This window comes from Streptomyces europaeiscabiei (assembly GCF_036346855.1).
Lineage (GTDB): Bacteria > Actinomycetota > Actinomycetes > Streptomycetales > Streptomycetaceae > Streptomyces > Streptomyces europaeiscabiei.
This window is the reverse complement of the sequence record NZ_CP107841.1, coordinates 6,942,138-6,966,008: the sequence shown is the minus strand read 5'-3', so window position 1 is coordinate 6,966,008 and position 23,871 is coordinate 6,942,138. Positions and strand designations below refer to the sequence as shown.

At 70.1% G+C, this 23,871-nt stretch carries 23 protein-coding genes and 2 tRNA genes; 8 read left to right on the top strand and 17 right to left on the bottom strand.

The window, feature by feature from the left end; translation table 11 throughout:
- Positions 1-21: 21 nt before the first annotated feature.
- Positions 22-648 (bottom strand): TetR/AcrR family transcriptional regulator, encoded by a 627-nt coding sequence (locus OG858_RS30545; protein WP_086748963.1) that lies wholly within the window; start codon positions 646-648, stop codon positions 22-24.
- Between the two features lie 526 nt (positions 649-1,174).
- Between OG858_RS30545 and hisN the strand changes: the two genes are divergently transcribed.
- The 3 genes from hisN to OG858_RS30530 all read left to right on the top strand — a co-directional run bounded on the left by hisN (position 1,175) and on the right by OG858_RS30530 (position 3,268).
- Positions 1,175-1,975 (top strand): histidinol-phosphatase, encoded by an 801-nt coding sequence (gene hisN, locus OG858_RS30540; protein ID WP_319066545.1) that lies wholly within the window; start codon positions 1,175-1,177, stop codon positions 1,973-1,975.
- A gap of 232 nt (positions 1,976-2,207) precedes the next feature.
- Positions 2,208-2,600 carry a CBS domain-containing protein gene (locus OG858_RS30535; protein WP_060890755.1) on the top strand — a complete coding sequence of 131 codons (393 nt, stop codon included), beginning with the start codon at positions 2,208-2,210 and terminating at the stop codon, positions 2,598-2,600.
- Positions 2,601-2,851: 251 nt separating this feature from the next.
- Positions 2,852-3,268, top strand: coding sequence for a Fur family transcriptional regulator (locus OG858_RS30530; protein WP_046706261.1), 417 nt, complete (start codon positions 2,852-2,854; stop codon positions 3,266-3,268).
- 141 nt (positions 3,269-3,409) lie between these two features.
- Here the strand turns inward: OG858_RS30530 and OG858_RS30525 are convergent.
- The 4 genes from OG858_RS30525 to OG858_RS30510 form a co-directional block, all read right to left on the bottom strand.
- Positions 3,410-3,483, bottom strand: a tRNA-Met gene (locus OG858_RS30525).
- A gap of 235 nt (positions 3,484-3,718) precedes the next feature.
- Positions 3,719-5,695, bottom strand: a complete 1,977-nt coding sequence (locus tag OG858_RS30520) for a tetratricopeptide repeat protein (protein ID WP_409000807.1) — start codon at positions 5,693-5,695, stop codon at positions 3,719-3,721.
- 180 nt (positions 5,696-5,875) lie between these two features.
- Positions 5,876-5,949 (bottom strand) — tRNA-Met (locus tag OG858_RS30515).
- Between the two features lie 44 nt (positions 5,950-5,993).
- Entirely contained in the window at positions 5,994-8,927 is a 2,934-nt protein-coding gene (locus tag OG858_RS30510; protein WP_086749857.1) for a UPF0182 family membrane protein, read from the bottom strand.
- A gap of 163 nt (positions 8,928-9,090) precedes the next feature.
- On the opposite strand from OG858_RS30510, the gene OG858_RS30505 reads away from it, so the two are divergent.
- Entirely contained in the window at positions 9,091-9,633 is a 543-nt protein-coding gene (locus tag OG858_RS30505) for a PPA1309 family protein (protein ID WP_179201161.1), read from the top strand.
- A gap of 76 nt (positions 9,634-9,709) precedes the next feature.
- On the opposite strand, the gene OG858_RS30500 is transcribed toward OG858_RS30505, so the two are convergent.
- The 4 genes from OG858_RS30500 to OG858_RS30485 form a co-directional block, all read right to left on the bottom strand.
- Positions 9,710-10,807: a YlbL family protein gene (locus OG858_RS30500; protein ID WP_086749859.1), complete on the bottom strand. Its 1,098-nt coding sequence runs from the start codon at positions 10,805-10,807 to the stop codon at positions 9,710-9,712.
- An 88-nt stretch (positions 10,808-10,895) separates the two neighbouring features.
- Positions 10,896-11,060 carry a hypothetical protein gene (locus OG858_RS30495; RefSeq protein ID WP_179201162.1) on the bottom strand — a complete coding sequence of 55 codons (165 nt, stop codon included), beginning with the start codon at positions 11,058-11,060 and terminating at the stop codon, positions 10,896-10,898.
- Between the two features lie 187 nt (positions 11,061-11,247).
- A complete protein-coding gene (locus OG858_RS30490) occupies positions 11,248-11,706 on the bottom strand; it encodes a molybdenum cofactor biosynthesis protein MoaE (RefSeq protein WP_086749860.1) in 459 nt (152 codons plus the stop codon).
- A 238-nt stretch (positions 11,707-11,944) separates the two neighbouring features.
- Positions 11,945-13,057, bottom strand: a complete 1,113-nt coding sequence (locus OG858_RS30485) for an SDR family oxidoreductase (RefSeq protein WP_319066540.1) — start codon at positions 13,055-13,057, stop codon at positions 11,945-11,947.
- Positions 13,058-13,248: 191 nt separating this feature from the next.
- Here OG858_RS30485 and OG858_RS30480 point away from each other — a divergent pair, with 191 nt between their 5' ends.
- Entirely contained in the window at positions 13,249-14,670 is a 1,422-nt protein-coding gene (locus tag OG858_RS30480) for a zinc-dependent metalloprotease (RefSeq protein ID WP_319262869.1), read from the top strand.
- Entirely contained in the window at positions 14,667-15,182 is a 516-nt protein-coding gene (locus tag OG858_RS30475; protein WP_086747262.1) for an NUDIX hydrolase, read from the top strand. Before OG858_RS30480 ends, OG858_RS30475 begins: the two co-directional genes overlap by 4 nt.
- Before the next feature lie 133 nt (positions 15,183-15,315).
- On the opposite strand, the gene OG858_RS30470 is transcribed toward OG858_RS30475, so the two are convergent.
- From OG858_RS30470 to OG858_RS30455, 4 genes are all read right to left on the bottom strand, one after another.
- Positions 15,316-16,068 carry an AIM24 family protein gene (locus tag OG858_RS30470; protein WP_037695045.1) on the bottom strand — a complete coding sequence of 251 codons (753 nt, stop codon included), beginning with the start codon at positions 16,066-16,068 and terminating at the stop codon, positions 15,316-15,318.
- 27 nt (positions 16,069-16,095) lie between these two features.
- Positions 16,096-16,773: an AIM24 family protein gene (locus tag OG858_RS30465; RefSeq protein WP_319262871.1), complete on the bottom strand. Its 678-nt coding sequence runs from the start codon at positions 16,771-16,773 to the stop codon at positions 16,096-16,098.
- An 8-nt stretch (positions 16,774-16,781) separates the two neighbouring features.
- Positions 16,782-18,386: a TerD family protein gene (locus tag OG858_RS30460; RefSeq protein WP_319066537.1), complete on the bottom strand. Its 1,605-nt coding sequence runs from the start codon at positions 18,384-18,386 to the stop codon at positions 16,782-16,784.
- Positions 18,387-18,640: 254 nt separating this feature from the next.
- Entirely contained in the window at positions 18,641-19,237 is a 597-nt protein-coding gene (locus OG858_RS30455; RefSeq protein ID WP_086747580.1) for a M48 metallopeptidase family protein, read from the bottom strand.
- Positions 19,238-19,455: 218 nt separating this feature from the next.
- On the opposite strand from OG858_RS30455, the gene OG858_RS30450 reads away from it, so the two are divergent.
- Both OG858_RS30450 and OG858_RS30445 read left to right on the top strand, forming a co-directional pair.
- The gene (locus OG858_RS30450) at positions 19,456-20,721 is read left to right on the top strand and encodes a TOMM precursor leader peptide-binding protein (protein ID WP_319262874.1); all 1,266 of its coding nucleotides are present in this window, start codon (positions 19,456-19,458) and stop codon (positions 20,719-20,721) included.
- The gene (locus OG858_RS30445; protein WP_086747578.1) at positions 20,714-22,075 is read left to right on the top strand and encodes an ABC1 kinase family protein; all 1,362 of its coding nucleotides are present in this window, start codon (positions 20,714-20,716) and stop codon (positions 22,073-22,075) included. The genes OG858_RS30450 and OG858_RS30445 overlap by 8 nt, the downstream gene beginning before the upstream one ends.
- A gap of 116 nt (positions 22,076-22,191) precedes the next feature.
- Here OG858_RS30445 and OG858_RS30440 read toward each other — a convergent pair whose 3' ends face one another.
- From OG858_RS30440 to OG858_RS30425, 4 genes are all read right to left on the bottom strand, one after another.
- The gene (locus tag OG858_RS30440; protein WP_086747577.1) at positions 22,192-22,401 is read right to left on the bottom strand and encodes a hypothetical protein; all 210 of its coding nucleotides are present in this window, start codon (positions 22,399-22,401) and stop codon (positions 22,192-22,194) included.
- Between the two features lie 149 nt (positions 22,402-22,550).
- Entirely contained in the window at positions 22,551-22,874 is a 324-nt protein-coding gene (locus tag OG858_RS30435; RefSeq protein ID WP_086747576.1) for a hypothetical protein, read from the bottom strand.
- Positions 22,871-23,239 (bottom strand): WhiB family transcriptional regulator, encoded by a 369-nt coding sequence (locus OG858_RS30430; RefSeq protein WP_037695023.1) that lies wholly within the window; start codon positions 23,237-23,239, stop codon positions 22,871-22,873. Before OG858_RS30430 ends, OG858_RS30435 begins: the two co-directional genes overlap by 4 nt.
- A gap of 173 nt (positions 23,240-23,412) precedes the next feature.
- Positions 23,413-23,736 (bottom strand): hypothetical protein, encoded by a 324-nt coding sequence (locus OG858_RS30425; RefSeq protein WP_046704454.1) that lies wholly within the window; start codon positions 23,734-23,736, stop codon positions 23,413-23,415.
- Positions 23,737-23,871 lie beyond the last annotated feature (135 nt).

Below are 23,871 nucleotides of genomic sequence, written 5' to 3'. Positions count from 1 at the left end.
CCGGCAGGTGTCGCCTGTCGTCTACAGGTGGTTGAGGGAGCGGTTGGGCTGGCGGGGCAGCGCGGTGCGCACGAGATCCGTGACTCCGCCCTCACCCGGGGGGGCCGCCACGCAGGACAGGGCGAGCCGCACGGTGAGTTCGCAGGAGCGGGCCAGCTCCATCGTGTCCGACTTCGGGGTACCGGGCGCGGACAGGACGGCGACGGCCCGCTCGCGCACCAGGGCCACGAAGTCGGCGGGCGCGGGCAACGGTCCGTCCGCGCGGCGCTGCGCGGGCACGGCGGAGGACGAGGGCACCGCCGAGAGTGTCGGCGAGGGCAGGCGCTCGCTCCAGCAGCCGGTGAGCATGGCCCGAACAAGTGCATTGTTCCGGGAGGCCACCACGGTCCACTCGGCGGTCGCCGCCAGCCGGTCCCGGGTGTCCGCGGGGGTGGCCAGCGCCCGGTCGACACCCGCCAGATAGCCGTCCGCCGCCCTCCGGACCAGGGCCCTGGCGAGCCCCTCCTTGCTGCCGAACTCGTTGTACAAGGTCTGACGTGACACTCCGGCCACCGCCGCCACGTCCACCATGCGCACGGCGGACCACGGCCGACGCACCAGCGCCGTGTAAGCGGCGTCCAACAAGGATTCCCGCGCTGCAGGCATCATCGCCTCCCTAAAAGCGAGCGGGCGGCTCTGGCCCTCAGATTTGACGCGCATCAAGTCACTGTCAAGGGTTCGCGGCGGCTCTCAGGGGCGCACATCAGCCAATGTGCGCGGCACACTCCGGCCCCACCCCGCCCGGCCACCCGGCCGAACGCCACGCAGCGACGCGACACAACTCGTGTGCCCACGACCACTGGGGACATTCGCGCCGCCCCTCATACGCACCTGCGGGCCCCGCGCGTAACTCGACTGCGGGCCGTCGCCTGCGGGCCATCGCCTGCCGGCCCCGCCCGTACTCGACTGCGGGCCATCGCCCGCCGACCCCGCCCGTACTCGACTGCGGGCCATCGTGCCGCTGGGGCGGCACGGGTGGGCGCAGCGGCACCCGGCAAGCGCCGGTGGGCGAAACCCGCCCCCGCCCAGCCGAAGCCGCCTGCTGCCCATCGATCCCCGCCCCGTCCCCAGCGCCCCCAACCGACCCCCGGCCCCCTGTAGCCCCGCACCGACCTCGACAGATACCGTTCGCCACATGGCCGACTACCTCGACGACCTCCGCTTCGCCCACGTCCTCGCGGACGCCGCCGACGCGACCACCATGGCCCGCTTCAAGGCCCTCGACCTCAAGGTCGAGACGAAGCCGGACATGACCCCGGTGAGCGAAGCGGACAAGGCCGCCGAGGAACTCATCCGCGGCCAACTCCAGCGCGCGCGCCCCCGGGACGCGATCCTCGGCGAGGAGTTCGGCCTCGCCGGCACCGGCCCCCGCCGCTGGGTCGTCGACCCGATCGACGGCACCAAGAACTACGTCCGGGGCGTTCCCGTCTGGGCCACCCTGATCTCCCTGATGGAGGCGGCAGAGGGCGGCTACCAGCCCGTCGTCGGTGTCGTCTCCGCCCCCGCCCTGGGCCGCCGCTGGTGGGCGGCGAAGGGTCATGGCGCCTTCACCGGCCGCAGCCTCAGCTCGGCCTCCCGCCTGCGCGTCTCCGGCGTCGCCGAGTTGTCGGACGCCTCCTTCGCGTACTCCTCCCTCGGCGGCTGGGAGGAGCGCGGCAGCCTCAACGGCTTCCTGGACCTGACCCGCGAGGTGTGGCGCACACGCGCGTACGGCGACTTCTGGCCGTACATGATGGTCGCCGAGGGCTCCCTGGACATCTGCGCCGAGCCCGAGCTCTCCCTCTGGGACATGGCCGCCAACGCGATCATCGTCACCGAGTCGGGCGGCAGTTTCACCGGACTCGACGGACGCCCCGGCCCGCACAGCGGCAACGCGGCGGCCTCGAACGGCCTGCTCCACGACGAGTTGCTGGGCTACCTGAATCAGCGCTACTGACCGGCCACGCCGTCTCCTTCCGCCTCCTCCCGCCTCCTCTCCTCCCGTCACCTCCCGTCCCCTTCAGATGCGTTCAGGACCCCGGAGTGATCCCAGGGCGCCCCGAACTGACCACGCACGCCCCCTTGTTGACCTCCGCTTTACCTGTCACATTGAGAGTCCCCCCACTTGTGAACTTGTGAATCCCTGAACTATCCGTTCGCCGGGATTCCCTAGGAGGTGGCTGAACTCCATGCTCGTCCGCGACGCCATGAGCACAGTGGTCCTGACCATCGGCCCCGATCACACCCTCCGGCAGGCCGCCGCCCTGATGTCGGCCCGCCGGATCGGCGCGGCCGTGGTCCTCGACCCGGACGCCGGCGGACTCGGGATACTGACCGAACGCGACGTCCTCAACTCCGTCGGCCTGGGCCAGAGCCCCGACGCCGAGCGGGCCCACGCCCACACCACCACCGACGTCGTGTTCGCCACGCCGTCCTGGACCTTGGAGGAAGCGGCCCGCGCGATGACCCACGGCGGTTTCCGCCACCTGATCGTCCTCGACCAGGGCGCCCCCATAGGCATCGTCTCGGTCCGTGACATCATCCGCTGCTGGACCCCGGCCCGACAGCACGCGACGGCCTAGCCGACCCCGAACACACGAACGGGCCGGGAACCTCCAACGAGATCCCGGCCCGCCCTCGACGACAAGCGGTCCAACCCCGGTCAGCCACACAGGGCCTGGACGGCGGCCTCCAGGCGCCTGCCGAGGCCTTGACCGATCGAAAGCCTCCACCGATCACGCCCGATCCCACATTGGACTAAATCCAAGTCAATCCATCTTCTAAAGTCACATCTGTTCGGGATCTGTTCTCTCATGCTGTTACGCTGACCGGTATGAGTGACCTTCTGGAGCGGCTGCGCGGACGCGGATGGCGTATGACCGCGCAGCGGCGCGTCGTGGCCGAGGTCCTCGACGGCGAACACGTCCATCTGACGGCCGACGAGGTGCACACACGCGCTGTCGCCAAGCTGCCCGAGATCTCCCGGGCGACCGTCTACAACACCCTGGGTGAACTGGTCGTCCTCGGCGAGGTGCTCGAGGTGGCCACGGACAAGCGGGCCAAGCGGTACGACCCCAACGCGCACCGCCCGCACCACCACCTGGTCTGCGCCCGGTGCGGCACGATCCGGGACGTCCACCCCACCGGGAACCCTCTCGCCGACCTGCCCTCCTCCGAGCGCTTCGGCTTCACCGTCTCGGACGTGGAGGTCACCTACCGAGGTGTCTGCCCGACCTGCACGACGGCATAGCCCCACCGACACACGACAGAGCCCCCGGCAGCAGAACCGCCGGGGGCTTCTCTCTGCCCGCCATGACAACTGATCGACACATCGCCACAGCGATACACCTAGGGCCCGGAACCTGATCGGTTCCGGGCCCTAGGTCTTCAGTAGCGGGGACAGGATTTGAACCTGCGACCTCTGGGTTATGAGCCCAGCGAGCTACCGAGCTGCTCCACCCCGCGTCGACAGACTGAACACTACGTCACGGCCACCGACCAGCGCAAATCCCTTGAGAGCGGCCCGGCCGCGGCAGGCGCGCGCCCATCTGCCACGGTGCGCGCAGTCGTGTCGCCGTGGGCGCCACGGGAGGCGCGACGGCACCCGGTGAGCGCCGGTGAGCGACACCCATCCCGCACAGCACCGCCCCCGGGGCACCGTCACGCCACCGGCCCGCACAGCCGCCCCGGCCGAGAACGGCTACGCCGACATCTCGTCCCGCAACGCATCCCGCAACCGCGCGGCCCGCTCCGCGACCTCCGCCGGCCCGAGCGCGACGGCCCGGTCGGCCCACCGCTTCCCCTCCACCAGCTCACCCCGACGCGCGTAGACGAGCGCAAGCCGCAACGCCGCCCGCCCATGCCCCGCGTCGGCGGCCCGAGCCCACCACAACGCGGCCTCCGGCTCACTCCCCTCACGGGCGAGCAGGAGCCCCAGATTGAACGCCCCGTTCCGCGACCCGGACTCCGCCGCGACCCGGTACCACCGCGCCGCCTCCACGACGTCCCCCCGCCCCGCGGCCAGCATCCCGACCCGCACCTGCGCCCGCCGATGCCCCTGCGACGCGGCCCTCTCGTACCACTCCTCGCACTCGTTCTTCTCCCGCACCGGCTCCCCCAGCTCATGTGCGGGCGCGGGCGGCCGACGCGCGTCGAGCACCGCGGCCAGCCGGTACGCGGCCTCCGCGCTGCCCCCGCCGGCGGCACACCGAAGATGCCGCTCGGCGGCCCGCTCGTCGCCGTCCCGCAGCCGCGCGATGGCGACCTGGAGCGCCGCCTCGGTGTGCCCGGCGGCTGCCGCCCGCTCGTACCAGACGAGCGCCTTCACGTCGTCGCCCCGTCCGGCGAACAGGATGCCCAGGTTGAAGGCTGCGTCCACGCTGCCGGCCTCCGCGGCCTTGGAGAACCACGGCTCGGCCCCGGACGCGTCACCGACCTGCAGCAGCAGGATGGCCAGCGCGTTCGCCGCCTCCCGGTGTCCGGCGTACGCGGCCCGCCGGTACCACTGCTCGGCCTGAGCGGTCCGCCCCTGCTCGGCGCAGAGCAGCCCGAGGTTGTACGCCCCGTTGACATCACCGGCGTCCATCGCGGCCCGGTACCACCGCTCGGCGGTCTGCGTCTCACCACGCTCGGCGTGCAGCGCGCCCAGGGCGTTGGCGGCGTTGCCGTCGCCGTCCTGGGCTGCCCGCAGCCACCACACGGCCGCGCTCTCGGTGTCGCCCGCGTCCCGCAGCAGGAACCCGAGCGCGCACGCGGCGCGCGGCTCGCCGTCCTTGGCGGAGGTCAGGTACCAGCGGCCGGCCTCCTTGAGCTCGCCGCGCCGCTCCAGGATCGCCCCGAGGTGCAGGGCGGCCCGACGGTGGCCGCGCGCGGCGGCCTGGCGGTACCACTGCTCGGCCTCCTCGGCGGCGGCTCCCCCGACACCGTTGTCGACGCCGGGCTCCCCCACCCGCGCGGCGGCACGACCTTCCCGTACGACGGGACGGCCCTCGCGGGAGGCCTCACGGCTCGCGCTTCCGATCTCGAACGCCGCGCGCGCGATTCTGCGCCCCTCGCGCACGGCCGCGCGCTCCTCCTGCTCGGCGAGTTCGCCGAGCGCCCGCGCGAGCCGGTACGCGGCCTCACGGTGCCCACGCTCGGCGGCGACCCGCATCCACCGCTCGGCGGAGGCGTCACTGCGGTGCTCCAGCAGGTCGGCGAGGGCGTACGCACCCAAGGCGTGCCCCTGCTCGGCGGACTGGCGCAGCCAGTACTCGGCGGCCGGTTCGTCGCCGCGCTCACGGTGGTGCCGGCCGAGCGCGTGCGCGGCCGCGGCGGAACCTGCTACGGCCGCGATCCGCCACCAGCTGGCGGCCTCGTCCGCGTACCCGCGCTGATGCAGCAGGACACCGAGGTTGTTGGCGGCCGCGCGGTCCCCCGCGGCGGTGGCGCCCCGCAGATGGGGCTCGGCTGCGTCGAGGTCGCCGCGGCGCAGCAGCATGGCCCCGAGGACGCTCATCGCCTCGGCGTCTCCGGCTTCGGCGGCGAGCCGCTGACGCGCCTCCTCTACGGCGCCCCCCGCCTCGTCCTCGTCCGCCGCCTGCACGGACTCGGCCGACGAAGCGGACCCGGCGGGCAGCACAAAGTCGGCAGGCTGCGCAAACCGCCCTGTCTCCAACAGAGTTGCCTTGTCCCCCATAACGTCCATCGTCGCACCACCTGCAACCTGGGTACACCTGGTATACCGCAGCCATTGAGGTCACTACAGCGTTTTGTCGACATGCCCACAGAGCGACAAGTCAAACACAGATTTCCCAGCTGCTCCCGACAACACGTCGAAGGCCCGGATCCTTTAGAGGATCCGGGCCTTCAACTTCAGTAGCGGGGACAGGATTTGAACCTGCGACCTCTGGGTTATGAGCCCAGCGAGCTACCGAGCTGCTCCACCCCGCGCCGTTGCGTTGCAACCGTACCACGGTGCGGGGTGGAGCTTTGCATCAGCCGTTTCCGGAGCCTCCGTCGTCGCTCTGGTCGCTGTTCCCACTGCCGCTGCCGCCGGTCCCGTCGGTCTTGGACTGTGCGTCCTCGGCCCGCTTCAGCGCGTCTTCCAGGTCCTGTTGGGCGCGGCCGTACTTCTCCCAGTCGCCGTCCTTGAGCGCCTGCTGGCCCTCGTCGAACGCCTTCTGGGCTTCCTCCAGGGCCTGTTGGACGGTCGGATCGCCGGACGGCGGCGGCTCGTCGGTGCCCTCGTCGCCGTCGTCCACGGGTGGCTCGGTGGGCGAACCCTCGGTCTCGAACACCTTGTTGAGCGCGGCGTCGAGCGTGTCCTCGAAGGCCGTGTTGCCGCCGTAGGTGACCAGGACCTTGCGCAGCAGCGGGTACTTGAGCCCGCCGCCTCGCACATAGACCGGCTCCACGTAGAGCAGTCCGCCGTCGAGCGGGACCGTCAGGAGGTTGCCGTACTCGACCTGCGAGTCACCTCTCTTGAGGAGGCTGATGGTCTCGGCGATGTCCTGTTCGGAGTTGAACTGGCTCTGGACCTGTTTCGGTCCGTCAATCGGTTCACTGGTCGGCAGTTTCAGAATTCTGATCTTGCCGTAGTCCTCGGTGCCCGCCTCGGCGTTGACCGACACGAAGGCGCTGAGGTTGTCCCGGCCGTTCGGCGTGAGCGTGGTGGTCAGCGAGAACGCTTGTTCCGTCTGGCCCGGCAGCTTCATGCTCAGGTAGTACGGCGGCACCGCGTTGCCCGAGGTGTTGGTCGGGTCGTCCGGGACCTGCCACACCTCGCTGCCGCTGAGGAACGTCTCGGCGTCCTTCACGTGGTAGCGGGTCAACAGCTCGCGCTGGACCTTGAAGAGGTCCTGCGGGTACCGCAGATGGGCCAGGAGCGAGTCGGAGATGTCCTCCTTCGGCTCCACCGTGCCCGGGAACGCCTTCATCCAGGTCTTCAGGACCGGGTCCTGGGTGTCCCACTGGAAGAGCTTGACCTCGCCGGTGTACGCGTCGACGGTCGCCTTCACCGAGTTGCGGATGTAGTTGACCTGGTTCTGCTGGGCCACCACCGCCCGCTGGCTGTTGTCCGCGGTCAGCGAGTCGGCCGTCGTGTCGCCCAGGGTGGTGCGGGAGGCGTACGGGTAGCCGTTGGTGGTGGTGTACGCGTCGACGATCCACTGGATCTTCCCGTCGACGACGGCCGGGTAGGCGTCGCCGTCGATGGTCAGCCAGGGGGCGACCGCCTCGACGCGCTCCTTGGGCGTGCGGTTGTACAGGATCCGCGAACCCTCGCCGATGGCACCGGAGTAGAGGATCTGCGGCTCGTTGAACGCCACCGCGTATGCGGCCCGGTTGACCGGGCTGGAGAGGTTGATCCCGCTGTTGCCCTTGTAGCTGGTGGTCTTCTCACCGCTGTCGTCGGAGTAGTCGATCTCGTCCTGGGGACCGCCGACGATCGAGTACTGGGTGGTCTTCTCGCCGTAGTAGACCCGCTGCTGGTACTTGCCGAGGTCGCCCTTGGACGGCAGGTCGGACTCCGTGAACACCGGACGGCCGCCGGAGGTGGCCTCGGTGCCCTTGGCCGCGACCACGCCGTAGCCGTGGGTGTAGCGGAAGTGGTCGTTGATCCAGTTGTTCTTCGGGATGCCGGCGAGGTTCAGCTCGCGCAGGCCGATGACGGTGTCCTGCTCCGCACCGTCCTCGTTGGCGTACCGGTCGACGTCCAGGTTCGTGGGGAACGCGTAGTAGTTCCTCATCTGCTGGAGCTGCTGGAACGTCGGCGAGACGATGTTCGGGTCGAGCATGCGGATGCTCGCCGTGGTGTCGGCGTCGGCACGGAGCTTGGCCTTGTCCGTGGTGTCGCTCACACCGGAGTACTCCTCGACCTCGGTCCCGTCGATGCCGTAGGCCTGCCGGGTCGCCGAGAGGTTCTTCTCGACGTACGGCGCTTCCTTGGCCTGCTCGTTCGGCTGGACCTGGAACTTCTGGACGATCGCCGGGTACAGCCCGCCGATGAGGATCGCGGAGAGCACCATCAGGCCGAAGCCGATGACGGGCAGCTGCCAGGTGCGCCGCCAGATGGTGGCGAAGAACAGCAGCGCGCAGATGGCGGCGATGCAGAACAGGATCGTCTTGGCCGGCAGGTACGCGTTCGCGTCGACGTACCTGAGGCCCGTCCAGTTGCCCGTCGCCTTGAAGTCGCTGGACTTCACCGCGAGCCCGTACCGGTCGAGCCAGTACGCGACCGCCTTCAGGGTGACGAAGATACCCAGGAGCACCGACAGGTGCCCGGTGGCCGCTGCCGTGGCACGCGCGCCCGGGGAGGTGACCCTGAGGCCGCCGTACAGGTAGTGCGTGAGCGCGGCGGCGATCACCGAGAGCACGGCGGCGGCGAAGCCGAAGCCGAGCAGGAAGCGGTACCAGGGCAGGTCGAAGGCATAGAAGGAGACGTCCAGACCGAACTGGGGGTCCTTCTGGCCGAACGACACTCCGTTGACCCACATCAGCCAGGTGCGCCACTGCCCGGAGGCGGAGGCGCCGGCGATGAGGCCCACCAGGGAGGTGATCCCGAGGAGCAGCCACTTCTTGTAGGGCGCGATGCCCATGCGGTACCTGTCGAGGCTCTGCTGCTCCATCGACATGGCGCTCAGCGGTGGCCGCAGCCGGTGCGCCAGCCAGATGTTGAATCCGACCGAGGCCGACATGAGCAGACCGAAGACGAAGAAGAGCCCGATCTTCGTCCAGAGTGTGGTGGTGAAGACGGACGAATACCTCACCGACCGGTACCAGAGCCAGTCCGTCCAGAATCCCGCGAACATGACGAACGCCATGCCGAGGACGGCAAGGACGCCCAAGGTCATGAGCAGCGTCCGGACACGTCGGGACGGTCGGCCCACTCTGATCCGCGGCCCCGTCGGGCCTCCGCCGCGGTCCGGCATCTGGAAAGCCAAGGTGCGCACCTCGAAGTTCGCTGTCGATACGTCAGGCCCGCGTCTACGGACCCTCCAGCGGGCCCCGTGATCGCAGGGGCCTCACCTATGCAACTTACTCACGCTTTACTCGGTTCCCGCTTCCGGGAACGAACGAGGCAGGATTGTGACCATGTCCAACACTCCCATGGCAGCGAACCCCCTCACCCGGGCCGTGCTCGAGATCGACGAGTACACCTCGGGCCTGGGCTGGGACCAGCCCGCTCGCCTCTTCGCCCTCGTGGATACCGCGCGTCTGCGGTCCCAGGAACCCGCCCTCGCGGCCCAGCTCGGTCTGCAGAACGAGTCCGAGACCGTCGGTCTCACCCCGATCGAGCAGGAAGAGATCCCCGCAGGCAAGGCCCTGGACGAGTTCCTCGGCACCATCGCCTGGCCCGACGCGGTGGTCGGCTGCGCGCTGACCGTGGAGCGGCTGATGCTGCCGCCGTCCGCCGAGGCATCCGTCCCCGAGAACCTCGACGACACCCGCCTCTCCGAGTGGGTCGCTTCCCACCCGGACCGCCAGGAGGTCCGTATGACGGTCGCCGTCCTCCGTGACGGCTCCCGCGACTCCGCTCTGCGCCTGCGTGAGAAGGACACCCCGACCGAGGTCCTCACCGGCCCCGAACTGGTACCGGGCCTGGCGGAGGCCCTGTCCGCGACCTTCGTGGACTGATCTCCGGCTGCTGTACGGCGGTGGGGGCGCCCCCGGTCCTCGGGAGCGCCCCCACGCGCGTGTACGTCCGTCCCCGTCAGCCCTTGGTGGTGCACTTCGGCAGGTCGGCGGTGTCGCCGGAGCGGATGTCCTTCAGCGCTCCCAGCGCGTCCTCGATGGTGTCCACCTTGACGAGGGTGAGGCCGTCGGGGGTGTCCTTGGCGGCCGCGGCGCAGTTGTCCTTGGGCGTCAGGAAGTACTCGGCACCCTTGTCATGCGCACCGACCGTCTTCATCTCGATGCCCCCGATGGGGCCGACCTTGCCCTCGTCGTCGATCGTGCCGGTGCCGGCCACGAACTTGCCGCCCGTCAGATTGCCCGGCGTGAGCTTGTCGTAGATGCCGAGGGCGAACATCAGTCCGGCGCTCGGGCCGCCGACGTCGGCGAGCTTGATGTCGATGGTGAACGGGAAGGTGTGGTCGGTTCCGGCGGAGATGCCGACGATCGCCCGCTCCTCGCCCGTGTCGTCGGACCTCGCCGTGGTGATCGTGACCTTCTCGGTCTCGGTCGCCGTCCGGTTCGCCTTCTCCGCGGCGGCCTGCGCCTTGGCGGGCACGATGAGGAAGTCGACGTCCTCGCCGGGCTTGTGCTTGGTGACCAGTTTCGCGACGTCCTCGGGCGCCTTGACCGCCGTACCGTCGACGGACTTGATCACGTCACCGGCGTGCAGCTCGCCCTCGGCCGGGGAGTCCTTGAGGACGGTGGAGACGATCACCCAGGACTTCACCGGGATGTCCAGCTGTTCCAGGGCCGCGACCTTGGCGCTCTCCTGGGACTGGCTGAACTCCTCGGCGTTCTCCTGGGTCGACTGCTCCTCGGTCTTGCCGTCCGGATAGAGCGTGTCGTGCGGCACGACCTTGTTGTCGTGTGCCAGCCAGCCGTACACGGCCTCGACGAGGTTCATCCGGTAGTCGGCGCTGGTCACACGGACCGTGGTCATGTTGAGGTGGCCGGTCGTCGCGTACGTCTTGCGTCCCGAGATCTGCAGCACCGGCTCGCCGCCGTGCTCCCCGAGCGTGTTCACCGTCGGTCCCGGTGACATCTCCGAGTAGGGCACGGGAATGATCACACCTGCGCACAGGAGCGCGATCAGCATCAGGGTGGAGGCGAGCATCGTCGCGGTGCGGCGTGGCATGGAACGACAGTACGGGACAGGCCTGTCGGTGCACTGTCGGGGCCGTCCGTCCGGGGCTGGGGCGAAGCAGGCCGCCAGTGCCGCGGCACTAGCCGCCGGAGTGGGACCGCTCCATGGCCTCGCGGAAGCGCGAGTACCCCGCGAGCTCGCTGCCGTCCTCGATGCTCCTGCGGTTCCGGCTGGCCCAGCCGCCCCACAGTCCGGCACCGATCGCGGCCACAAGTGGAATCAGCAACCAGGCGAGCGCCGCCATGCCGGCCTCCCAACCCCTATCAAGCAACCACAACTGACTGATCAGCAGATTATCCGTCCGCTTTGTCAACGCTCGCGCCGGGGGGCAGGTTACGCAACCGGAACGCGCACGAGCGCGTTCCGGTCACGGCTTCAAAAGGCTCCCACCAGCTCTCCCTCCGCCCGACCGCCACCCCTCACCGACGGCGCTATGCGCCGACCCATTCATCGGTGCCGTCGGAGAACTTCTGATGCTTCCAGATGGGGACTTCGTGCTTCAGGTCGTCGATCAGTCTGCGGCACGCCTCGAAGGCCTCGCCCCGGTGTGGACACGACACGGCGACCACCACGGCCAGGTCCCCGACCTGAAGGTCTCCCACCCGGTGCACGGCCGCGAGCGCCCGCACCGGATAGTCGGCGACCACCTTCTCCGCGATCCGCCGCATCTCCGCCTCGGCCGTCGGGTGACACGAATAGCCGAGCCCGTCGACATCGGCTCCCCCGTCATGGTTCCGCACGGTCCCCACGAACAGCGCGGTCCCCCCGGCCGCGTCCTCCCCGACCGCCCGGAACACCTCGTCGACGGAGAGCGCCGTCTCTCGAATCCCGATCAGTCTGATGGGCTCCGCAGCCCCCTGCTCACCGGGATGATCATCATTCAGTGCCATACCCCCATCGTGCCCCACCCGCCCCCGACCCGGCATGGTCGAAACCGCTGTCACGCGCGCGTGGTGGCTTGGATCCTCCTACAGGCGGGAGATTCAAGTGCTCAGCCCGTCCGGCGTTCGAGGTCGAGGCGGTGGCCGATGGCAGATGGGGCCGCAAGAGGAACAGTTACGGGCTACGGGACTGAACGGGTAAAGGCGGCGGGGGGCGGAATCTCCGACGCGCGCCCCATGCCGCTTCTCAGCGCCGCCCCCGAGCCTTCCGGGCCCGCCGCACCAACGCCGCCGTACCCAGCAGCGCGACCGTCGCCCCCGCCGCACCCGCGGCGGTCGCGTCCTTGCGCCCGAGCCGCCGCCCGGCCACGGTGTGCCGCCCGGCGACCTCCTCCAGCAGCTCCGCGAGCACTTCCTCGTTCGTCCACAGCGGTCGCCAACCGGCGTCGTGCAGGCGACTCCCGCTCACGACCCACGGATACATCGTGTACGCCAGGTCCCCGGCCGGCGACGGCGTCAGCCCGATCCGGTGGAGCCGGGCAGCGGCCCCGAGCGCGACCGCGGAAGGCAGCTCCATACGCCGGATCCCGCTGAGCTCCTCGACCTCCTCCTGCTCCAGCCACCCCTCGCACCCGACGGCCAGCTCCCCGTCGACCTTCTCCAGCACGGCGTACTCCAGCGCGCCGCACAGATCCTCGACGTGACAGAACTGCCAGGCGGGCCGCGACCCGGCCACCACCAGCAGCCGGGGCGACTCGAAGTACCTGGTCAGCGCCGTGTCCGTCCCTCCGATGAGGGTTGCCGGGCGCACGACGGTGACATTGAGGCCCGGATGGGCGCGCGGTGCCCGGCGTGCGAGCCGCTCGATCTCCAGCAGATCGCCGACCCCGGTGGCCTCGGCAGTCGCCCGCAACTCGGCATCCTCCGAGAGCGGCAGCTCGTTGTCGGGCAGCGCCCCGTAGACCATCGCCGACGTGCACAGCACGACCCGGTGCACCCCGGCCGCCGCGGCCGCCGTGAGCACGGTCTGCGTGCCGCGTACGTTGTACGCGCTGCGTGCCGCCGAGTCGGTGCCCAGGTCGAGGTCGACGGCGAGGTGCACCACGACGTCCGCCCCGCGCAGCTTCTCGGCGATCGCCGGGTCCCGCACGTCCAGGATGTGCCATTGCGCGGCCGCGCACTCGCCGCGCCGCTCGTCGATGGCGATGACCTGCCGGATCTCGTCGGACGCGGCGAGCCGCTCGGTGAGCAGCGCTCCTACGCCGGACGCGGCACCGGTGACCGCGACGACGGGCCCGCGCGCGGCGGGACTGGTTGAGTGGTTTCGCGCTGCGCGAACCTGTGGATCTGGGGAACTCACCGGGCGTCTCCAGCGGTTGTCTTCAGTACGAACGCGGGTGACCGCGCACGTACCAGGTGGCATCCATCCTGCCGCAGGCCTTCGGTCGGCGGAGCACCGAGGCCTTAACCCGCCGTGGTGTCTACGCTGGGTGGTGTTCGGGCAGCCGTGCCGTCGGAGAAAACCGATGGCCCTATCAGCCGAGGAATCCCGTGAGTGACACCCCATTCGGATTCGGCCTTCCGCCGGAGGAGCCGGACGACGGCGACGAGGGCAAGAAGAAGGACCAGGAGAGCGGTGGTGGTCAGGGACCGGCCAACCCGTTCGGCTTCGGGTTCCCCGGAGCCGGCGGCCCCGGCGCCGGCGCCGACAATCCGTTCGCCGCGATGTTCGGTTCCATGAACCCCACCGACCTGGGCGCCGCCTTCCAGCAGCTGGGCCAGATGCTCTCGTACGAGGGCGGCCCGGTGAACTGGGACATGGCCAAGCAGATCGCCCGCCAGACGGTATCCCAGGGGACCGCCGACGGCACGAAGGACGCCAGCATCGGCCCCGCGGAGCGCACCGCCGTGGAGGAGGCCGTCCGCCTGGCCGACCTGTGGCTCGACGACGTGACCTCCCTGCCGTCCGGCGCGGGCTCCGCCGTGGCGTGGAGTCGCGCGGAGTGGGTCGAAGCCACCCTGCCAGCGTGGAAGGAGCTCGTCGACCCGGTGGCCGAGCGGGTCGGCGGCGCCATGGGCGACATCCTGCCGGAGGAGATGCAGGCCATGGCCGGCCCGCTGATCGGCATGATGAAGTCGATGGGCGGCGCCATGTTCGGCCAGCAGATCGGGCAGGCCGTGGGCGTGCTCGCGGGCGAGGTCGTGGGCTCCACCGACGTCGGCCTGCCGCTCGGCCCGGCCGGCAAGGCCGCGCTGCTGCCGCTGAACGTGGAGGCGTTCGGCAAGGACCTGGGCATCGGCAAGGACGAGGTGCGGCTCTACCTGGCCCTGCGCGAGGCCGCCCACCAGCGTCTCTTCGCCCATGTGCCCTGGCTGCGCTCGCACCTGTTCGGCGCGGTCGAGGGCTACGCGCGCGGGATCAAGGTCGACACGGCCAAGCTGGAGGACGTGGTCGGCCAGTTCGACCCGCAGAACCCGGAAGAGCTGCAGCAGGCACTCCAGCAGGGCATGTTCCAGCCTGAGGACACTCCGGCGCAGAAGGCCGCCCTGGCCCGTCTGGAGACCGCTCTGGCGCTGGTGGAGGGTTGGGTGGACGCGGTGGTGCACGCCGCCGCGAAGCCGCGCCTGTCGTCCGCGGACGCGCTGCGCGAGACGCTGCGCCGCCGTCGCGCCACGGGTGGCCCGGCCGAGCAGACCTTCGCGACGCTCATCGGCCTGGAGCTGCGCCCCCGCCGTCTGCGCGACGCCTCCCGCCTGTGGGCGTCCCTCACGGACGCACGGGGTGTCGACGGCCGCGACGCCCTGTGGGCCCACCCCGACATGCTGCCGACCGCGTCCGACCTGGACGACCCGGACGGCTTCGTCCACCGCGAGCAGATGGACTTCTCCGAGCTGGACAAGATGCTCGGCGAGGCCGCGGGCGGCTCCACCGAGAAGCCGGACCTCAAGAAGAAGGACGACGACACAGAGTGACCCTGCACGACGACACGGTCCTCGTACTGAAGAGCTACGAGGACCAGTCCGAGCTGCGCCAGGCGTACCTCGACCACCTGGCGGCCCATCCGGACGGCATGTGGAAGGCGTGCGGCGCCGGGCACATCACGGCGAGCGGCCTGGTGATCGATCCCGAGCGCGGCCGGGTGCTGCTCACTCTCCACAGGAAGCTGCGCATGTGGCTTCAGATGGGCGGCCACTGCGAGCCCGAGGACACCACCCTGGCGGGTTCCGCCCTCCGCGAGGCCACGGAGGAGTCCGGCATCGCAGGTCTGACGCTCCTGCCGGGCGGCCCGGTCCGCCTCGACCGCCATCACACCCCGTGCGCCTGGCACCTCGACGTCCAGTACGCGGCCCTTGCCCCCGTCGGAGCAGTCGAAGCGATCAGCGACGAGTCCCTCGACCTGCGCTGGTACGCCTACGACGAGGTGCCGGCCGTGGCCGACGACTCGGTCGTACGCCTGCTGGACGCCGCGCGTGCACGGCTCTGACCTCGCTCTTTCGCGTGGAGTCGGCGGTCCCACGGTGTGCCGCCGACGGGCTGTGGGAAGGCCCCCGCCGGGGGGACGGACGCGGTAAGGGGCGTCCGCAATGACGGACGCCCCTTACCCCTGCACCCACTGATCAGTTGCGGCTGCCCCCGAGGGAGTTTCCGCTCAGTCCACCGCCACCCATGCCGAACTGTCCGAGCACCCCGGACGTACGCAGGTGCTGCGGCGGCAGCAGCTCGCTCGGCTGCACCAGGACATGTCCTTGGCCACCGAAGTGCATCTCCCAGCCCTCACCGGTGGAGCCCCTGCGGCGCCACACGGCGGAGGTGGAGGTCGGTGCCTGGAGCTGTGTACGCAGCGAGGTGGACCAGGCGATGACGGCGTCCGAGTCGACGCAGATGTTCTTCTCGGGCGTCACTTCCAGAGCGAGCGGCGCACCCGAGGTCATCAGGACGACCTTGCCGCCACCGGACAGCTCCAGGTTGTACGCCCCGGCCGAGGCCACCTCGACGGCGCTGTCCACCGCGACGATGCCGACGTTCAGGGAGCCGTCGAAGGCGAGCACGGCGGAGGAGTCGACGGTGATGCCGCGGCCGACCTCCATGATGTGCAGGTACTGCGCGAAGTTGGCGAGATACACGATCCCGTTGCCCTTGCAGCGCATGAGTTCGAGCCGCTCACCGGTCATCCGCTCGGCGTTGCGCCAGCTGCGGTTGCGGTACTGGCTGTCGAAGTCGACCTGCCCCTCGAAGGCGACCATCGCGCCCTGGCGGGCCAGGACGGGACTGCTGCCGATGGTGACGTCGGTCTTGAGCAGCTGTGGGTTCTGCAGTGTGTAGCGCTCGGTGTGGTTCACCGGGATGTGCGCGAAGAGTGTGCTGTGCATGGTGTGCTGTTCTCCTCTCAGCCCCGGTCAGCCACGGATCTTGAAACGGTCGCCGGTGTCCTCGCTGGGCTGGACGACCACGAAGCCCCGCCCCTTGAAACCGATCTGGAAGGCCTCCCCGCTGCCCCGGCCGATGAGCGCACTGGCCTTGATGGTGCGGCGGGCCTTCATGTCGAGGCCGTCGGTCCAGGCGATCAGCGCGTCCGGGTCGACGTACGTCTCCCGTTCGGCGCAGTCGAGGGAGATCGGCACGCCCCGGCTGACCAGTGCGACCCATCCGGTGCCACGGATCACGAGGTTGGTGAGGCCCGAGCCGGAGAGCTTGGCCAGGCCCTTGACCGGCTCGATGGTGAGCTGGAGCGAGGCGTCGCAGGCGAGCAGGGTGGGACCGTTGACGGACAGCGCCTCGTTGTTCAGGTGGAGAATGAGGACGTCACCGCCGTAGTCGGCGAGGTACAGGTCCCCGTCGCCCCGGCAGAGCATCAGCTTGCCGCCCTCGCCGCTGACCATCTCCTCCGCGCTGCGCCGCAGCGTGGCGGGTGGGCCGTCGAACTGTACGTAGCCGTCGTACGCGATCATCGAGCCGGCCTTGGCCAGGAGGTCCTGGCCGCTGACCATGGTGACCTTGAGCGTCTTGGAGCTGTGCACGCTCATACGGACGCCGGTGGAGGTGGAGCGGTGCGCGTTGAGTGTCTGGAGGTCCATGCTCTGCCTCACACCTCGAAGGGCTGGACGACGACGAAGTTGCCGGGGGCACCGCGGAACTGGAGGTTGACGGCCTCCTGGGTCTGCCGGGCGTACCCGGAGCGGCGCAGCCTGAGCGAGGTCGTGGTGACGGCCTGTGCGCCGGCGGACCAGGCGATGACGGCGTTGCCGTCGACGTAGGTGGCCGGGCCGACGGGCAGGACGACGGGAACGCCGCGCGTCTTGACGACGACCGCTCCCGTGCCGGAGAAGAGCATGCTGAACAGGCCACCCCCGGGCAGGCCAGCGCCCTCGATACGGCGGATCTCGGTGTCCAGCGCCTCGTCGAAGGCGAGGACTCCGCGTGCGCTGGTGTAGAGCTGTTCGTTCTCCAGGCGGATGACGAAGAGGTGGCTGCCCTCGTCCGCGAGGAACACCTCACCGTCCCCGGAGCAGCGCATCAGGGCCATGCCCTGGCCGGTCAGCTGGCCCGTCAACTTGCCGAGAAGGCCGGAACCCTTGTGGGCGAAGTCGATGTCGCCCTGGTAGGCGACCATGCTGCCCTGCTTGGCCAGGATGTTGGCGCCCTTGGTGAGCGTCGTCCGCACCAGCTGCGGGTTCTGCTCGGTCCAGCGGTCTCCGACGGGTGCCTCGGAATACTTCGTCAGAACTACCCGCAGCCCCGCCTCCGGTGGCACCGGCGCGAGCTGCGTACCGCCGCCGAAGGGCTGAGCCTGCCCCGGGAATGCCCCGGGAGCCCCGGGGGGCGTGAACGGGCCGCCTTGCGGAGCTGCGCCAGGAGGGGTGAAGGGCCCGCCCTGAGGCGCGGCACCCGGAGGGGTGAAGGGCCCGCCCTGAGGCGGCGCGCCGGGCGGGGTGAAGGGGCCGCCCTGCGGGGGCGCGGCCGGGGGCGGAACGGAGCCGCCGGGCGGCGTGTGCAAAGGCGCAGCGATGGTCGGAGCTGCGTGCACGGAGGGTGAGGGCGCCGGCGGCGCGAATCCCTGCGTGGGCGCCGGGGCCGGAGCGGCCGGGGCACCGAACGCGGGCGGAGCGAAGCCGGGCGCCGCGTCGGCCTGCGGCTGCTGCGGTGCGGCGGCGGGCTCCTCCTCGGCGACCTCGCCGCCGAAGTTCTTCAGCAGCGCGTCGAGGCCGCCGTCGAAGCCCTGCCCGACGGCCGCGAACCGCCACACGTCCTTCAGGTAGAAGTCGCCCAGCATCACGGCACGCTCGGTGGAGAACTCCGAGCCGTCGAACGGGTACCGGGCCACCTCCTCGCCACCCGCGACGATTCGGACGTAGCCGGGGGCGATCTGCGACATCTGCCCGTTGCCGTCGATCGTCGCCGTGAAGGACAGCTTCTGGATCCCGGGCGGAATCTTGTCGAGAGTGACGCGGAAGGACTCCGTGTCACCCGACTGGGTACCCAGGAGCTGGATCGACTCCTCGGGGGACTTCGGCTGGTTGAAGAAGATGAAGTAGCGGTCGTCCGAGAGCCGTTCGTCGGCGTCCAGACCGAAGCAGCTGATGTCGAAGCTCAGCCCGGGGCCGGAGATCTGTACACCTACGTACAGGTCCGTACCCGCGGTGAGGTCACTGATCTTGGCCTTGTGGCCGCGTTGGAATTCCCTGGCCATGCGTAACGACCGTCCCCCATCCCGAAAGTGCGTGCGCCTGCGAGTGCGTCGCGCCAGGCTAACCGCAAAGTCCTGAGACGTACGAGGCTGGTACAGATCCGGTACAAAAGCGCGACTTCGGCCATGGGCCTCACAACCGCACACGCGCGCGTGGGACACCCGTTCCGCATCGCTCGTTCTCGGGGCGGAGGCCGTGCCCCGCCTTCAGGCCGCAGTTCGCGAACCGCGTTCCGCCGAGCGGCCGCGTGGCGGTGTCACTCGTCCCCGCCGACCGGCAGATGCGGCAGCCGGTCGGCGGCGACCACCCCTTCGAGGTAGCCGCGCGCACGCTCGGTGCGGGGATAGGCCTCCAGCAGCTGCCAGAAACGGGGCCCGTGACCTGGTACGAGCAGGTGGGCGAGTTCGTGGAGGAGAACGTAGTCGACGACGTACTCGGGCATGCCCTGCAGCCGGTGCGAAAGGCGGATGCTGCCCTCGGCGGGGGTGCACGAGCCCCAGCGGGTGTTCTGGTTGGTGACCCAGCGGACCGTGGTGGGACGGGCACGACCGCCGAAGTACTGGTCCGAGAGCCGCGCGGCGCGCTCCGCCAGTTCGGCGTCGCCGAGGCGTCGTTTGCTTTCCTGCGCGGCCAGCTTGTCGAGCATGACGGTCACCCAGCGCTGCTCCTCCGCCTCGGACATCCGAGCGGGGATGAGCACGACGGTGCGATCGCCCTCGCGGTACGCGGAGACCGTTCTGCGCCGTCGCGCGCTCCTGCGGACTTCGATCGCGCTAGCCCGCGAGCCGCTTGGCGGCTGGCTCGTCGTGCTGCGCTGTGGCTTTCCGGCGCGGTGCAGGGGGTCGGCGGGCACGCCCCGACGTTACCCGCTGCACACGGGGAAAGTCCCTCCTCCGGGACGGTTCGATATCGATCCGCACCCCGAGCGCCTGATTTGTACTACGGATGCCGTCACCTGTGGACAACTCTCGACAGGCGTCGTCGCAGTCCGTGCATGCTGGCACTCGTCGGCGGATCAGGCACTCGCACCGTCGGCACACGGGGACCTATCTCTGGCTACGGGGGCCGATCATGCATCCGATGGTGAAGCCCGCGCTTCGGCGCGGCTGGCGGGATCTCAACACCGTGCAGTTCGGTCTGGCACCGGCACATGCCATGGTGCTGGGCCCGATGGACACGGCGACAGGCAGTTTTCTCGCCTTGCTCGACGGCACACGCGGACTGCCGCTCCTGCGCGACGAGGGCCGCCGCATGGGCCTGCCGGACGGCCATGTGGACGGTCTGGTGGACCGCCTCTCCCGATCCGGCCTGCTGGACGACGCGACGGGCGGCGGTCCGGCCGCGGACGACCTGCGCGCCAAACCCGAGGTCCTGGACCGCCTGCGCCCAGACGCTGCCGCGCTTTCTCTGATCGAGCCCGAGCCGGGCGACGCCATGCAGCGCCTGGCCGCCCGCCGGTCACTGAGAGTGCAGGTACGGGGCGCGGGCCGGGTGGGGGCGGTGCTCGCCTCCCTGCTCTCGGCGGCCGGCGTCGGCGAGGTCGACGTCCGCGATGTCGGCCGGGTCGAGCCGTGGGACGTGACGCCCGGTGGTCTGCCGACCGAGTCGATCGGCGAGCGCAGGGACATGGCGGCACGCCGAGCCGCTCGCCACGCGGCACCCGATCGCCCGCCCCGACGCCGCCGCGGACCACGGCAGGCCACCGACCCGTCCGAGGAGATGCCGATGAACCGCCTGCGCGAGGAGCCCGGTTTCTCACTGGTCATCCTCGCCCCACGCGACGGTGTCGACGTCCACGCCCCCAAGCCCGGGGCCGCCGAGCCACTCATCGCCTCGGGCACACCGCACCTGTATGCCGGGGTGGTGGAGGGGACAGGCGTGGTCGGGCCCCTGGTCCTGCCAGGCGAGACGGGTTGCGCGGGTTGTCTGGACCAGAGCCGTGCCGATCGCGACGAGACCTGGCCGCGGCTGGTCGCCCAGTGGAGGTCCGGTCGCCCGCACCAACTCGAAGCCTGCGATCTCACCCTGGCCACGACCGTCGCCGGACTGGCCGCGGGGCATGCGCTCGCGTTCCTCGACGGGCACATGCCGTCCAGCACGGGCGCCCGCTGGGAGGTCTCGGTACCGGGGTTCGACTGGCACCCGCGCCCGGTGTGGCCCCACCCGGCATGTTCCTGCACAGCCGCGGAAAAAGGGGCCTCCGCGAAACGTAACGGGGAACACACCCCAAAGGACGGGCAGGCGCACGAGACAATGGCAGGGCAACAGCGGTCAACGAGGTTGTCCCGCAAGGCACACGCGGCACGGCCTGCTGGGACTTGGAGGGCGCATGTCTGATCTTCCCCGCAAGGCGGTCACCCGGACCGCCAAGCTCGCCGCGCTTCCGCTCGGCATCGCAGGCCGGGCCACCTGGGGACTCGGCAAGCGAATCGTCGGCGAGTCGGCGGAGCTCGTGGGCCGCGAACTCCAGCAGCGCACGGCGGAACAGTTGTTCAAGGTCCTGGGCGAGCTGAAGGGCGGCGCGATGAAGTTCGGGCAGGCCCTGTCCGTCTTCGAGTCGGCGCTCCCCGAGGAGGTAGCGGGCCCCTACCGCGCGGCTCTGACGAAGCTCCAGGACGCCGCGCCCCCGATGCCGACCCGCACGGTCCACTCCGTACTGGAGGAGCGCATCGGAAAGGACTGGCAGGAGCTGTTCCTGGAGTTCGAGGAGAAGCCGGCTGCCGCGGCCTCGATCGGCCAGGTGCACCGCGCGGTGTGGCACGACGGCCGCACGGTCGCGGTGAAGGTGCAGTACCCGGGCGCGGGCGAGGCCCTGCTCTCCGACCTCGGCCAACTCAGCCGGTTCGCTCGTCTGCTGGGCCCGCTGATCCCCGGGATGGACATCAAGCCGCTCATCGCGGAGCTGCGGGACCGTGTTTCCGAAGAGCTCGACTACGGCTTGGAGGCCCAGGCCCAGCAGGCGCACGCGGAGGAGTTCGCGGGCGACCCGGACGTCGTGGTCCCGGCTGTGGTGCACCAGTGCGATCAGGTGCTGGTGACCGAGTGGATGGAGGGCATCCCTCTCTCGGAAGTGATCACCGACGGCTCTCAGGAGCAGCGCGACCGGGCGGGCCAGCTGTTGACCCGCTTCCTCTTCTCAGGCCCGGCCCGCACCGGCCTCCTGCACGCCGACCCGCATCCGGGCAACTTCCGCCTCGTGCCGGACGAGAAGCGCGGCTGGCGCCTCGGCGTGCTCGACTTCGGCACGGTGGACCGTCTGCCGGGCGGCCTGCCGAACCCGATCGGTGAGGCCCTGCGGCTGACGATCGAGGGCGATGCCGAGGCCGTCTACGAGATGCTCCGCACAGAGGGCTTCGTGAAGGAGTCGATAGACCTGGACCCGGACGCGGTCCTCGACTATCTCCACCCCATCATCGAGCCGGTCCGGGCCGACGAGTTCTCCTTCGCCCGCGGCTGGATGCGCAGCCAGGCCGCTCGCATCGCCGACCCCCGCTCCCCCGCCCACCAGTTGGGCAAGCAGCTGAACCTGCCGCCGTCCTACCTCCTCATCCACCGGGTGACCCTGAGCACCATCGGCGTCCTGTGCCAACTCGGCGCGACGGTCCGTATGCGCGACGAACTGGAGGAATGGCTGCCTGGCTTCCTGTTCGAAGAGTTCGAGGAGGAGGGCGAGTCGGTCGCGGAGGCGTAACCGGTTCGAGCGGCGACGGTTCGAGCAGCGGCGATTCGTCCGCTGTCTCCGCTATCCGGGTCAGGACCGGGATCCGTATCACGGAAGGAGTGCCGACCAGAGGCTTGGCCCGAGGCTCACCACCAGGCCGAGTCCAGCCTGCCCTCGATCGCTCGCAGGTTCTCCCGGGCACAGGTGTTGCAGAAGTAGTGCCGTCCGCCGTTCTCCACGGAGCAGATCCACAGGGGCTGAGGGGTTTCGGCGGTGGTGCCGCAGCGGGCGCACATGAGGGTCTGGGGTTCTGCGGCGGAGCCGCCGTTGTCGCTGTCCCCGGAAAGACTCGTCACTCGGCGACGATATCGCCGCAGTCGACGGATCAGTGGTCACCACGCACCGCGGGGGCCGGTCCGTTCGGACCGGCCCCCGCGGAGAGCCACTGCTATCGGTGGTTCTGATGTGCCTGCCCAGGCTGGTTATGCCGGTTGCCGCGTGGCGACTACTGCATGACCGCCATGGCGAGCGCACGGCGGGCGCGCATCGAAGCGCGCTCGGCCCGGCGCTGCATCCGGCGGGCGACCGCCAGACGCATGGCCTGGCGCTCCTGCTCGGCCTGGTGCAGGCGCTCGTGCATATGCGCACGAGCCAGGGCTTCTGGCATGAGATGCATCTCTCGGGTCCTGTTCTGACGCGAGGCGTTCGCGCCGGTGGTGGTGAAGTCTGGAGTCGCGGAGCCGACGGGCTCACTCGCGGACGGCTTCATCGGGGCCTGCTTCTTGGGATCGTGCGTGAGAGGGCGGTCGATCGTTCCGGTGATGTTCATGCCGTGACCGGGTTCTTGCGCGGGCGACCACGAGGCCGCTTGCGGGCCACGACGACACCCTGGACGAAGAGCTCGCCACCCCAGACGCCCCAGGGCTCACGCCGCTCCTTGGCGCCGGCGAGGCAGGCCTCCATCAGCGGGCAGGTGCGGCAGAGGGACTTGGCGTACTCGACATCGGCCGGCGACTCGGCGAAGAAGACCTCCGGGTCGTAGGAGCGGCAGGGGACGGGTACGCCGAGGTTCTCGATGGCGTCGTCGAGCGCGGTGAGCGCGGTGAGCGGGGTCAAGGTGGAGTCCTCCGTGAGGCCGGGCGGGGAGATCGTTTCGGAAGGCGGTACGGACGGGGCGTGCGCTTCGAGTTGCACGGTTCGTCTTCCTCGTCTGGTCGTTCCGGCCTGTTGGCCGGTGGCGGCTGGTACCGGGTTCTTTTCTTGTCCCGAGGCCCCTTCGCTCTGCAGTCCCCGGTCGGGGACAAACAGAAGGGCCGCGGATCCCGGGTGGGGTTCCGCGGCCCTGAAGGCGCCGGCCTGATCGTCGATCAGGCTGGATCACTCCAGGGTTCAGGCCCACGGAAGGCCCACATCAGGTGATGCTGCGTCGTCTGCTTCCGGAATCCGGCACCGGCTGCCGCGAAGGCATAGGCCTGGGCCTGTGCCTCTACTGCCGCTTCCAGTGCCCTGGTCGGTCGCTCATTGCGCTCACGGACGGGAAGACCCGCCAGAGACACGGAGGACGCCGGACGGCCGCCACTGATGGCGGACAGACCGGTACCCAGGTTCGAGACGCCGAGCAGGCACAGGGAGACGGCCGAGCGATCGGTCATTTTGACCGTGCTGGTGAAGCTGGTGTTGATGCTGATCACTGGACTCGCCTCCTCTCGGCGTCTATGGGGACCGGCGCGAGCCAATCCGACGGATATGAAGTACATCACGAAACCGGGGCCTTCGAGAAGGCCGCTGCTCTCGTGCCTAAGAACCTATGGGGATTGCCGGGGCAT